Source organism: uncultured Roseovarius sp. (genome assembly GCF_913054395.1).
In the GTDB taxonomy this organism is placed as follows: Bacteria; Pseudomonadota; Alphaproteobacteria; order Rhodobacterales; family Rhodobacteraceae; genus Roseovarius.
This window is the reverse complement of record NZ_CAJXIP010000105.1, coordinates 1-12,283: the sequence shown is the minus strand read 5'-3', so window position 1 is coordinate 12,283 and position 12,283 is coordinate 1. Positions and strand designations below refer to the sequence as shown.

Below are 12,283 nucleotides of genomic sequence, written 5' to 3'. Positions count from 1 at the left end.
CGCCGGCCGAAACGCTGGTTCTGTGGTCTCCTCTGACCTACAGTGTGTCACTGATCCACAATGAAGAGCGCATCGACGTGGATGTGCGAGTGAACGATACCGGCAATTACAGCGTTCACGTCGGTGAGGCGGAACATACCGTCACATTCAAAGGCGGCAGCTGGTGGGTAGACACCGTAAAAGTGCTCGCGCGCACGGCGCAACACGGCGATGAGCTGTATGGACGCGCCGATCTATGGCGCCGAGGGCCAGATCATGGCGGCGCTGGATGTCTCTTCGGCGCGCTCGGATCAGACCGAGGGGTTCAACCGCCTGATTGCCGCGACCGTGGCACAGACCGCCCGCCAGATCGAGGCGGACAATTTCCGCGCCGCCTTTCCAAAGGCGCGGATCGTATTTGCCGATCACGACGATTCCGAGGTGGCGATGCTTTTGGCGGTGGATCACGATGACATCGTGATCGGGGCCACGCGCGGCGCGCGCAAGGCATTCGGTCTTGGCGCCACCGGGCCGATCACCGCCGTTCCCGCCTCTGATATCTTTGGCTGCGAGGATGGCCCGCGCGGGTTTGAACGGGCCGAACGCGCGGCTGTGATTCGCGCCCTTGCGCGGGCGGGCGGCAATGTCTCTGCGGCGGCGCGTGCGCTCGGGATCGGGCGCGCGACGCTTTATCGGCGGATGAAACGGCTTGGCCTGGGCGAAAACATCGCCTGACCTGTCTCAGCCCTGAGACAGGTTTGCCGGATCGTCCAGACCGGCAGGGCTGACAGGGATCCCTTCAACACGCAGGTTTGTGTCATCCCGGCGGAGGACCGGGCGCAATCGGAGGATTCACCATGAATGAGATGACCCAAGTCGCGGGGCAGTATGCCTCGCCGTTCAAGACCCGTTACGACAACTTCATCGGGGGCACATTCGTGCCGCCGGTCAACGGGCGTTATTTTGACAATATCACACCGATCACCGGCGAGGTTGTCTGTACCGTCGCGCGCTCTGACGCGGAGGATGTCGAGCTTGCGCTTGATGCCGCCCATGGCGCACGAGAGGCTTGGGGGCGCAGGTCCTCGACCGAACGGTCGAACATCCTGTTGAAGATCGCCGATGTGCTTGAGGCCAATCTCGAAGTTCTGGCGCAGGCCGAGACCTGGGACAATGGCAAGCCGATCCGCGAGACGCGCGCCGCCGATATCCCGCTGGCGGTCGATCATTTCCGCTATTTTGCCGGTGTTCTGCGCGGGCAAGAGGGCACCATGTCGGAAATCGACAATGACACGGTGGCCTATCACTTCCACGAACCGCTTGGCGTGGTCGGTCAGATCATCCCGTGGAATTTTTCGATCCTGATGGCGGCATGGAAACTTGCCCCGGCCCTCGCGGCGGGCAATTGCATCGTGATGAAGCCGGCCGAACAGACCCCGGCCGCGATCATGGTGCTGGTCGAGCTGATTGCCGATCTCTTGCCGGCCGGCGTGCTGAACATCGTCAACGGCATGGGCGCCGAGGTTGGCGCGCCGCTCGCAAAATCGCCGCGCATCGCCAAGATCGCTTTTACCGGATCGACCGCCACCGGCCGCAAGATCATGCAGGCCGCGACCGAAAACCTGATCCCGGTCACGCTTGAGCTTGGTGGCAAGAGCCCGAACATCTTTTTCTCGGATGTGATGGCCAAAGACGACGCGTTCCTTGACAAGGCGATCGAGGGTTTCGTGCTGTTTGCCTTCAACCAAGGCGAGGTTTGCACCTGTCCCAGCCGTGCCCTCATTCAGGAAGACATCTATGAAGAGTTCATCGCGCGCTGCATCGAGCGGGTGAAGGCGATCAAACAGGGCGACCCGCGCGATCCCCAAACCATGGTCGGCGCACAGGCCAGTGCCGAGCAGCAGGACAAGATCATGTCCTATCTGACCATCGGTGTCGAAGAAGGGGCCGAGGTTCTGGTTGGCGGCGATGCGGCGCGCTTTAACGGTGATCTGGCGGGCGGGTACTATGTGCAGCCGACGATCCTCAAGGGGCACAATAAGATGCGCGTCTTTCAAGAGGAAATCTTTGGCCCCGTTGTCTCGGTGACCACCTTCAAGGACGAGGCCGAGGCGCTCGCCATCGCAAATGACACCATGTACGGCCTTGGCGCCGGTGTCTGGAGCCGCGATGCCAATACCTGTTACCGCTTTGGACGTGCGGTCGAGGCCGGTCGTGTCTGGGTCAACAACTATCACGCCTATCCGGCACATGCGGCCTTTGGTGGCTATAAACAGTCGGGAATCGGGCGCGAAAACCACAAGATGATGCTGGATCACTATCAGCAGACCAAGAATATGCTGGTTAGCTATAATCCCAACAAACTTGGGTTCTTCTAGGGGTTTCGATCTTGATACGGGGGGGCGCCCGGACACAGGCGCAGAGGCGCAGGGTGATCCCCATCAATGAAAAAGGCCCGCACAAGTGGCGGGCCTTTGGAACCTTAAGTGACGGGTCGCTCAGAGGCTGGCGTCAAGGGCGGCGACAATGGCATCGCCCATCTCGGCGGTCGAGATCGGCGTTTCGCCTTCATTGCCCAGAAGATCAGCCGTGCGAAGCCCATCGGCGAGCACTTTTTCCACGGCCTTTTCGACCCGTGTCGCCTCATCCCCCATGTCAAAGGAATACCGCAACGCCATCGCAAAGCTTAGGATGCAAGCAATCGGGTTGGCCTTGCCCTGACCCGCGATATCGGGCGCCGAGCCGTGCACGGGTTCGTACATCGCCTTGGGGCGGCCATTGGCCATCGGTGCGCCAAGGCTGGCCGAGGGCAGCATGCCAAGCGATCCGGTCAGCATCGCCGCGCAATCCGACAGGATGTCACCGAACAGGTTGTCGGTGACGATCACGTCAAACTGTTTCGGGGCGCGCACAAGCTGCATCGCGCCGTTGTCGGCATACATATGGCTCAATTCGACATCGGCGTAATCTTCGTCGTGGACCTTTTGCACCACTTCGCGCCACAGGATGCCGGATTCCATCACGTTGGCCTTTTCCATCGAACACACCTTGTTGCCGCGCTTGCGCGCGAGCTCGAAGGCGGCACGGGCGATCCGGTCGATCTCGGACTCGGTATAGCGTTGGGTGTTGACGCCAACCCGTTCGTTGCCCTCTTTGAAAATGCCGCGCGGCTCGCCGAAATAGACGCCCGAGGTCAGTTCGCGCACGATCATGATATCAAGACCGGAGACGATATCCTTCTTGAGCGAGGAAAAATCAGCCAGAGCGTCAAAGCATTGTGCAGGGCGCAGGTTGGCGAACAAATCCATTTCCTTGCGCAGGCGCAGCAGGCCGCGCTCGGGCTTTACGCTGAAATCCAGATTGTCGTAGGCCGGGCCGCCTACGGCGCCCAAAAGAACCGCATCCACTTCCTGGGCCTTGGCCATGGTGTCATCATGCAGCGGCACGCCGTGCTTGTCATAGGCGCAGCCGCCCACAAGATCCGTCGACACATCGAATGCGATGCCGCGTTTGGCCCCGAACCAGTCGATGATCTTGCTGACTTCGGCCATGACCTCGGGGCCGATCCCGTCACCGGGCAGGATAAGAAGCGAAGGGTTGCTCATGGGGCATGTCCTTGTTGTGGCTGTGATGTTGCCCGATGGCCTATAGCGAAGGCAGGGGATGGTCAAGAAAGCGTCGCGGCACCGGGCATCAATCGACGGCGATATCGACCCAGACCATGTTGTGATGGCTGGCAATACCGGCGGCGGCGGCGCCCGGCGTGCCTGCGGGCGGGGCGAAAACCCCGGCATCCCGGACCGCAATGTCGACGGAAGGCATGACATAAGATACCCGCAATCCGGCGGGGCCGGGGGCGGGCCAATGGGCGGTATGAAACCGCGGATCGCCCGATGTGGCTGACTCGGGGGCCCCTTGCGGGCCCATCGGGCGCGGGTCCTGGAGGCGCGGATCATCCAGCAGGCCGCGGATCGCCTTGCGCCGCCCATCGCTATCCTCGGGATCAAGATTGGCGTCGCCGATCACCACGAAACGCGCCTTGGGTGGGGGGGTGAACCTGCCGTCGAGGTAATGTTGCCAGAACCGGATTTCATCGTGATTGCGCCGCCCGTTCAAATCCTCTGGCCCGTCAAACACCGGTGGCGTCGCATGAAACGTCAAAAGGTACACCGGCCCGGAAGGCAGGATGACAGGCACCACCCAATGCCCCACATTGGACAGGCGCTGCACCGCTGCGGCCTCGGCGGACGGAAAGGGCGCGCCCGCCACCACCGGCATGATCGCACCGGGCAGGTCGCGCCACAAAAGCGCGCTGAAATCCTCGGCCTTCGCGGCATCAATGGGGGCGCGCGACAGAATCGCCATGCCGCCCTGTCCCGAAAAATCGCCAAAGCCCTGCGCATCGCGCGCGCCGCCAAATCGGCCGTCCCCATCCATATCAACCCCGGTGGCAAGCCCGCTGTTGGGGCGGCGCGCAAAGAGATGCTCAAGCCGCCAACCCTCGCGGGCGATCCGGTCACGCAGTGCGCGCAAGGCAATCAGGTCCTGATCGTAATCGACCTTTTGCAGAACAAGAATGTCCGGGCGGACTTGCGCCACGATATCGGCAATCGCATCAATCTGCGGGTCTTCGTCGCGCAGGATATCGCGCAGCAATAGCCCCGGCCCCTTGCGATCCAGCCCGACATTCCAGCTTGCCACGCGCAGGCTCTCGGCCATGGCCGGGCCTGCCAATACCATCAGCGTCAGTAAAATCGTATGAACGCAGCGGATCAGACGCGTTGCAGTATCGAGCCCGGAAGCGCGTCTTCGGCATAGGCGCGGCGGCGCTTTTCCTGGATCATGTCGGCGATCCGGCGCATGGCGATGCCTCGTATCAACATGCTTGCTGGCAGAAACGCCCATGCGGTCATCGTCCAGATCAGGATTTGCGGGTTCGCGATGGAAATCGGACCGATCATATCCGAGGCCGCCCGAACAGCCGCCGGGATCAAGAATGGCAACAAAGACCCTAATACAATGTTAAGACCTGCATCCCGACGCAAACGGTGAAGCACATCGCCCCCGCCGGTCGGATCAAATAGTGGCAGGTTCACCCAGACATTGAACGCGCCATTGCGCGAGGGCCAACCCAAAAGCCGCACGAGCGTCAGAAAGACGAACATCATCACGATCGACACCGTATAGGAAATACCCGAGGTCGTGCGTACCAGATCAACAAGGTCCGTATCGGCATCCGCAGGCATCATCAGCACGACCATGCGCACGGGTGAAAAGGGGAAATCGACCGCCTCACCCAAGGCCGTTCCCATGTTGGTAAACAAAACGGTCCAGCCGGTCGGATCGGTCGTGCCCCGGCAAATCAGCGACAGGACAATGAGAATGGCCGAAAGCGCAAGGAACTTGAGCCGGTTGAACGGCGGCGCAAAGCGGAACTCGATGATGCTGGGATATTCGCCGTAATATTCGATAAAGGTCATGAAACCGGCGAGGATCGACAATACGATCACGATCTGTGCCGTGTCAGGCCCCGTTGAAGGCACAAGCAAAGACGGTGTCGCCACCATCATTGCGATCAGGATGGCACGCAAAAGCGCACCGGGTACTTGCGAGAACACTGCCCGTTCTCCTCCAACTTGGTCGGTCGCGATACGATGCCGCGCCCTTGTTCCAACTTGATCCGCCAAATTGTGGCGGTATGCCTCAATATTGCCCAACTTTTGCCCACTTTCACACAACATCTCAAGAGCTTGGTTAACTAGACTTAAGATTTAAGGCCGATTGAGGGTGCAACTGGTGCAGGATTACATCAAACTTTGGTCAAAACTGAGGCACAAGGCCATGTGACCACAGCATCTTGTGTGTGGTGGCTTACTGGGCACAAGGCTCTGTTTTTAAAAGAAAACGCCGCGAGACTGGCTCGCGGCGTGATCATTTTCCGGTTTCTGGGGCTTAAACCCAGGGGCGCGCCTGTGATGCTTTGGCTTCGAAAGCGTCGATCGAAGCGGCCTTTTCCATTGTCAGGCCGATATCATCCAGCCCTTCGAGAAGGCAGTGCTTCTTGAAGGCATCCACCTCAAAGCTGAACACTTCACCATCAGAGGTCGATACGGTCTGTGCCTCAAGATCAATCTCGACGCGGGCATTGGCGCCCTTTTCGGCCTCTTTCATGAGGATATCGACCTGCTCCTGCGGCAGGGCGATGGGGAGGATGCCGTTCTTGAAGCAGTTGTTGTAAAAGATGTCGGCAAAGCTTGGCGCGATCACGCAGCGGATGCCGAAATCCTTGATTGCCCAGGGCGCATGTTCGCGCGACGAGCCACAGCCAAAGTTGTCGCCCGCGATAAGGATCTGGGTCTCGCGGTATTGCGGCTTGTTCAGCACGAAATCAGGGATCTCGTTGCCGTCATCGTCATAGCGCATTTCGTCGAACAGGTTGACCCCAAGGCCCGACCGTTTGATCGTCTTGAGGAACTGCTTGGGGATGATCATATCCGTGTCGATATTGATCAAAGGCATCGGTGCGGCAATGCCGCTGAGTTTTTCGAACTTTTCCATCGTTTCGTTTCCTTGTGCTTGGGCAGTGTTGAACCGACCCGCGAGAAGGTCTGAAAGTGTTAATGTGGCAACACGGGTTACTCAGACCTCACTTTGCAATTCTCCATGCTTATCCCATACAGATAGCGTCTATACGGGTGATCGCGCCGGGCTACCCAAAGGCGTTCCTAGCGCAAAATATCAGTAGCCGGTTGCCTCGAACCAGTAGTTGCCCTCCGGGTTGCGTTCGATCTCGATATTGCCATTGCCGAAGATCGGATCGCCGGGGCAGGTGGCGTTGAACGCGACTAGCCCGTTGGGCTGTGTCTGTTCGCCGTAGCTGGCGAGCGTGTTGCCCTTGCATGCGCCCTTGATCTGCTTTTGCGCAATTTGGCTGGAATAGCCCGCCGGGTTATACTGCCCGGAAAGTGCGCCGTTGGTCACCTTGACAAGGAAGTAGCTCGGATTACTCAAAGAGATGTCCTCGGACGAGCTGCACGCAGTCACAAGGCCCACAAGGGCGAGGCTGGTAAGAAATTTGATCTGCATTACATCATCTCCCGAACATCGGTCAGTTTGCCGGTTACCGCCGCCGCCGCCGCCATGGCGGGGCTCATCAGGTGCGTGCGTCCGCCGCGGCCCTGACGGCCCTCAAAGTTGCGGTTCGAGGTGGCCGCACAACGCTCGCCGGGGCTAAGCTGGTCCGGGTTCATCGCAAGGCACATCGAACATCCCGCCAGACGCCATTCAAACCCGGCCTCCTTGAAGATGTCGGCAAGGCCTTCTTCCTCGGCCTGCGCGCGCACAAGGCCAGAGCCGGGAACGATCATCGCCCGCAGACCCTCTTTGACTTTCTTGCCCTTCAGGATCTCAGCCGCTGCGCGCAGGTCCTCGATCCGGCCGTTGGTGCAGGAGCCGATAAAGACGGTGTCGATTTCGACCTCGCTCAGCGGGGTGCCAGGGGTCAGGCCCATATAGTCAAGGCTGCGCTGAGCCGCGTCGACTTTGCCGCCGGCGAAATCCGACGCCGACGGGACGTTCGCGGTGATCGGCAACACATCCTCGGGGCTTGTGCCCCAGGTGACGACGGGCGCGATATCCTCGCCCTTGAGGGTCACGACCTTGTCCCAATGCGCATCCGGATCGGAGTAAAGCGTTTTCCACCAGGCAAGGGCGGCCTCCCACTGGGCGCCTTTCGGGGCATGCGGGCGGCCCATGCAATACTCAAAGGTCTTTTCGTCCGGCGCGATAAGCCCGGCCCGGGCGCCGCCCTCGATCGCCATGTTGCAGACGGTCATGCGGCCTTCCATGCTGAGGTCGCGAATGGCCTCGCCGCAATATTCGATCACATAGCCGGTGCCACCGGCGGTGCCGGTCACGCCGATGACGGAAAGGGTGATATCCTTGGCGGTGACACCGGGGCGCAGCTTGCCGGTGATCTCGACCTTCATGTTCTTGCCCTTGCGCTGGATAAGCGTCTGCGTCGCCAGGACATGTTCAACCTCGGATGTGCCTATCCCATGCGCAAGCGCGCCGAACGCGCCATGGGTGGCGGTGTGGCTGTCGCCGCAAACGACGGTCATGCCGGGCAATGTCCAGCCCTGCTCGGGCCCCACGATATGCACGATGCCCTGACGGACATCCGACACCGGATAATAGTGAATGCCGAAATCGGCGGCGTTCTTGTCCAGCGCCTCGACCTGAATGCGGCTGTCTTCGGTCATGGTGGCGGCATTTGCACGGTCAAGCGTGGTCGGCACGTTGTGGTCCGGCACGGCGATGGTCTTGTCGGGCGCGCGCACGGTGCGGTTGCTCATCCGCAGCCCTTCAAAGGCCTGCGGGCTGGTGACCTCATGCACAAGGTGGCGGTCGATATAAAGCAGGCAGGTGCCGTCCTCGGCCTCGTGGGCGACGTGGGCATCCCAGATTTTATCATAAAGCGTCTTGGGGGACATGTGTCCTCTCCCGTTCTGTGGTGGCAGGTTTTCAGATGTGACAGTGGATTGCGCGCCTCACAGGCGGGCCAGAATTGTAAGCGTCGCACCAAAGAAACGCCAGGGCAGGCGCGCGCGGTCATCCATGTCAAAAATCGGTATCATGCCAGAGCAGATACAGCGCCCGCCCGAGTCTATCAAGAGGCCCTTATAATTCAGGCCTCATCAACGTTGCGCCCGCACTTCTTCTTGCCTCAAATATCCCGGGGGGGGGCGCCCATGGGGCGACGGGGGCAGCGCCCCCATCCCCCGCATGCCGCCTTATGGGGCGTCGTCGATCACGCCCGTCAGGGTGAACTCGCGGTTTGGCCCGCCCGCGGGATGGATCGCAAGCGCCCCGACACCGCGTTTGCCGGCAAAGATGCCGGTGCCGCTGGTCAACTCCCAAAACCCGTTGTCATGCAGCGCGGGCTTTCCCTCGCCCTTCATAAAGACCGCCCGGACGGTGAATTTCACGATCGCAACATCGCCGCCGGCCGTTTCAAAGCGCAGATAGCCCCGCGGATCACCCGCCATCGGCGGGTTGATGTCGTGCCAGCCGTATTCGTCGACATTTGCCCCTGCCAGCGGGCCTTCGCCCTCGGCCTTGCCCTGGCGATGGACCGCGAGGACGAAATGCTTGGTGCCGTCGTTGAGGTCGAACTTCATCTGTTCTTGCGGTGCCATCACCGCCTTGACTGAAACCTCTTCTGCAAAAGCGGCACTGGCAAGCAGTGACAGGCCCAATGTCGCGGCGCCGATGACTTTACGAAATATCATTTCAATCCCCCTGATGATTTATGCGAATGTTTGCATATGTTGATCTGCCCGCAGCATGCCGGGCAAGGGGCCGTCATTTCAATGATAGATTGCAGGCCGTCGATCACTTAACCGTGTGCCGCGGGGGCCTAATCGGGGGCGAGCATATAGCCCTCGCCGCGCACCGTCTGAAGATAGCGCGGCTGTTTGGGGTCGGTTTCGATCTTGCGGCGCAGCCGGGTGATCTGCACGTCGACGGCGCGTTCCTGTGCCTGTCCGCCATCGCGGCCCAGATCCTCGACAAGCTTGGTGCGGGTCACCGGTTGGCGCAGGTTCTCGGCGAAGATGCGCATCAGTTGTACTTCGGTCGCGGTCAGACGGATCGGCAGGCCCCCGCGGGTAAGCTCTGCACGCTCGATGTCGTATCGCACGGGGCCCATCGTCAGGACCTTGGGGGCGGCGTTTTCCGGTTCCGGCTCTGGCATCCGGCGCAGGATCGCGTTGATCCGCAGCAAAAGCTCTTTCGGCTCGAACGGTTTGGAGAGGTAGTCATCGGCGCCGGCCTCCAGCCCTTCGATCCGGTCCGGGGTCTCGCCGCGTGCGGTCAACAGAAGGATCGGCGTCGTGTGGGTTTCGCGTAGCGCGCGCGTCAGGTTGATCCCGGATTCGCCCGGCATCATCACATCCATCACGATAAGATCGAAATCCAGGCCCGCAAGAACCCGGCGCGCATGGGCCGCATCGCGCGCGACCGAAACAAGAAACCCGTGCCGCATCAGGAATTTGCGCAGCAGGCCGCGAATACGTTCGTCATCATCGACGATCAACAGATGCGGTGCAGGCCCGGTCATGTGTCAGTCTCCCTGATCGCGTAATAGCGGCGGCGCATGTCCGGGTCCATCATCGCCTTAAGCACCTGACGGAAACCGGCCACCGCCTGTGGCCCGGCGGCGCGGTAAGCGGCGCGCATGCGGGCGCGTTGGGCATCCGACAGCTTGCGTTCTAGCGCCTCGCCCTCTTCGGTCAGATAGAGGTGACGCTCGCGTTTGTCGCTTTTGCCGACCCGGCTGTCGACAAGCCCGTCCTCGACCAGGGCGCGCAGCACCCGGTTGAGCGATTGCTTGGTCACCCCGAGGATGGCGAGAAGATTGTTGACCGTGGTGCCGGGGCTGCGCGAGATGAAGTGGATCGCACGATGATGCGCGCGCCCATAGGCCAAGGTTGCAAGGATACGGTCGGGATCGGCGGTAAAGCCACGATAGGCAAAGAACATCGCCTCGATGCCCTGGCGCAGCTGTTCGTCGGTCAGAAACAGAAGGTTTTCGCCACCCTGGAATTCGGCCATGACCACTCTCCGCTTACAAAACTCACGCGATATGTTTCACATTACGTCAGCTTTGTTGACATTCCAAGGTCAAACTGGTAGCGAATCTCAGTTTTAGCGCAATTTAATGTCCGAAACGGACGTAAATTGCGCAACAAATGCAAAGACAGCCAAGAGGAGACGGATGATGTCTGGCTATGATGATCGCGACGGAAAGATCTGGATGGATGGTGGCCTTGTCGATTGGCGCGATGCCAATGTCCACATTCTCACCCATGCGCTGCACTATGCCAGCTCGGTATTCGAGGGCGAGCGCTGTTATGATGGCAAGGTGTTCAAAAGCCGTGAGCATTCTGCGCGGCTTTTGAAATCGGGCGAGCTTATGGATATGGCGATCCCTTATACCGTCGATCAGATCGAGGCGGCCAAACGCGAAGTGCTGGAGGCCAACGGGCTGACCAACGCCTATCTGCGTGTGGTGGCGTTTCGCGGCGCGGGCGAGGATATGGGGGTCGCGGCCTCGCGCAATCCGATCCGCATGGCGGTAACGGCGTGGGAATGGGGGAACTATTATGGCGACGCCAAGATGAAAGGGGCCAAGCTTGATATCGCCAAGTGGAAACGCCCGAGCCCCGAAACCATCCCGGTGGCGGCCAAGGCCGCAGGTCTTTACATGATTTGCACCATGTCCAAGCATGCAGCCGAGGCCAAGGGCTGTTCGGACGCTATGTTCCTGGATTATCGCGGCTATGTGGCCGAGGCGACCGGTGCCAACATCTTCTTCGTCAAGGATGGCGAAATCCATACGCCGCTACCGGATTCGATCCTGAACGGTCTGACCCGGCAGACGGTGATCGGCATGCTGCGCGACCGCCAGATCAAGGTCCATGAGCGCCACATCATGCCGGAAGAGCTTGAGGGCTTCGAGCAGTGCTTCCTGACCGGCTCTGCCGCCGAGGTAACCCCGGTCGGCCAGATCGGCGATTACAACTTTGAGGTTGGCGCACTGACGCGCGAAATCTCCGAGGGCTACGAGGCGCTCGTGCGCGCCTGAGGCACATTCCTGCATCACGTCTTTCACGCCGTCCGGAATATCTACCGGGCGGCGTTTTGTATGTGCCAAGCCCGTCGGTTGCGCTCGGTTTGCCCGATTTTGATATGGTGATTCGGCGTCACGATTGCCCCCTTGGGAAATCCACGCTCTGAGGGGCGTTTTGCGTACTCGCTTTAAGCGTGTCGAAAATGTGGCAATCATAAGGCGCACTGCGGGCAGGCGGTTTTTGCGCTTGATGGTGGCCGAGCGCCGCCGAGCATGTGTTTCCCAGGCGGAGACAGTCCTTGCCTGACATCCGGAGATTTATGGGAGCAATCCTCATATTTTCCCCTTTTTGCGTGATCAATGATCTGATTTCAATTTCACTGTTTCAGTTGCGGCATCAATGCTCGCGCCAGCCATAGGTGATCATGCCGACGGCGGCGACAGTGTGGCTGCCGGATTTGCGGCTGAAATATGGCGAAAATCAGGGCGGCGTGGCCATCATGGAGGATAGGAGAACGGGGCAGAAGTGGGGCAATTGCGAATTCTGTGACCTTCTGTAATGGGAGTGTTTCGCGGGATAATACCGTTTAGGTTGTGTTTTTCGGAGGTGCTTGACTTGAAGGGTTGTTTTGAATGATCCTGTGTAAGTAAGCTTAATAGCTGAATAAATTC

General features: G+C 60.1%; 11 protein-coding genes and 1 pseudogene. 3 read left to right on the top strand and 9 right to left on the bottom strand.

Annotated features, from left to right (window positions below):
* Positions 1-198: 198 nt before the first annotated feature.
* A pseudogene (locus QZ522_RS13725) lies at positions 199-714 on the top strand (helix-turn-helix domain-containing protein); the annotation flags it as partial.
* A 122-nt stretch (positions 715-836) separates the two neighbouring features.
* Positions 837-2,357, top strand: a complete 1,521-nt coding sequence (gene adh, locus QZ522_RS13720) for an aldehyde dehydrogenase (RefSeq protein WP_294612601.1) — start codon at positions 837-839, stop codon at positions 2,355-2,357.
* A 120-nt stretch (positions 2,358-2,477) separates the two neighbouring features.
* Here adh and leuB read toward each other — a convergent pair whose 3' ends face one another.
* The 9 genes from leuB to QZ522_RS13675 all read right to left on the bottom strand — a co-directional run bounded on the left by leuB (position 2,478) and on the right by QZ522_RS13675 (position 10,593).
* Entirely contained in the window at positions 2,478-3,584 is a 1,107-nt protein-coding gene (gene leuB / locus QZ522_RS13715; protein ID WP_294612599.1) for a 3-isopropylmalate dehydrogenase, read from the bottom strand.
* Positions 3,585-3,672: 88 nt separating this feature from the next.
* A complete protein-coding gene (locus tag QZ522_RS13710) occupies positions 3,673-4,698 on the bottom strand; it encodes an endonuclease/exonuclease/phosphatase family protein (RefSeq protein ID WP_294612596.1) in 1,026 nt (341 codons plus the stop codon).
* Between the two features lie 53 nt (positions 4,699-4,751).
* The gene (locus QZ522_RS13705) at positions 4,752-5,597 is read right to left on the bottom strand and encodes a hypothetical protein (protein ID WP_294612593.1); all 846 of its coding nucleotides are present in this window, start codon (positions 5,595-5,597) and stop codon (positions 4,752-4,754) included.
* Between the two features lie 334 nt (positions 5,598-5,931).
* Complete coding sequence (gene leuD, locus QZ522_RS13700) at positions 5,932-6,537, bottom strand: 3-isopropylmalate dehydratase small subunit (RefSeq protein ID WP_294612591.1); 606 nt, start codon at positions 6,535-6,537, stop codon at positions 5,932-5,934.
* Between the two features lie 180 nt (positions 6,538-6,717).
* The gene (locus QZ522_RS13695; protein WP_294612588.1) at positions 6,718-7,065 is read right to left on the bottom strand and encodes a hypothetical protein; all 348 of its coding nucleotides are present in this window, start codon (positions 7,063-7,065) and stop codon (positions 6,718-6,720) included.
* Entirely contained in the window at positions 7,065-8,471 is a 1,407-nt protein-coding gene (gene leuC, locus QZ522_RS13690) for a 3-isopropylmalate dehydratase large subunit (RefSeq protein WP_294612585.1), read from the bottom strand. The genes QZ522_RS13695 and leuC overlap by 1 nt, the downstream gene beginning before the upstream one ends.
* Positions 8,472-8,771: 300 nt before the next feature.
* A complete protein-coding gene (locus QZ522_RS13685; RefSeq protein ID WP_294612582.1) occupies positions 8,772-9,269 on the bottom strand; it encodes a hypothetical protein in 498 nt (165 codons plus the stop codon).
* 128 nt (positions 9,270-9,397) lie between these two features.
* A complete protein-coding gene (locus QZ522_RS13680) occupies positions 9,398-10,099 on the bottom strand; it encodes a response regulator (protein WP_294612579.1) in 702 nt (233 codons plus the stop codon).
* The gene (locus tag QZ522_RS13675) at positions 10,096-10,593 is read right to left on the bottom strand and encodes a MarR family transcriptional regulator (RefSeq protein ID WP_294612576.1); all 498 of its coding nucleotides are present in this window, start codon (positions 10,591-10,593) and stop codon (positions 10,096-10,098) included. Before QZ522_RS13675 ends, QZ522_RS13680 begins: the two co-directional genes overlap by 4 nt.
* 166 nt (positions 10,594-10,759) lie before the next feature.
* Here QZ522_RS13675 and QZ522_RS13670 point away from each other — a divergent pair, with 166 nt between their 5' ends.
* On the top strand, positions 10,760-11,626 hold the full coding sequence (locus tag QZ522_RS13670; protein ID WP_294612573.1) for a branched-chain amino acid aminotransferase: 867 nt from the start codon (positions 10,760-10,762) through the stop codon (positions 11,624-11,626).
* Positions 11,627-12,283 lie beyond the last annotated feature (657 nt).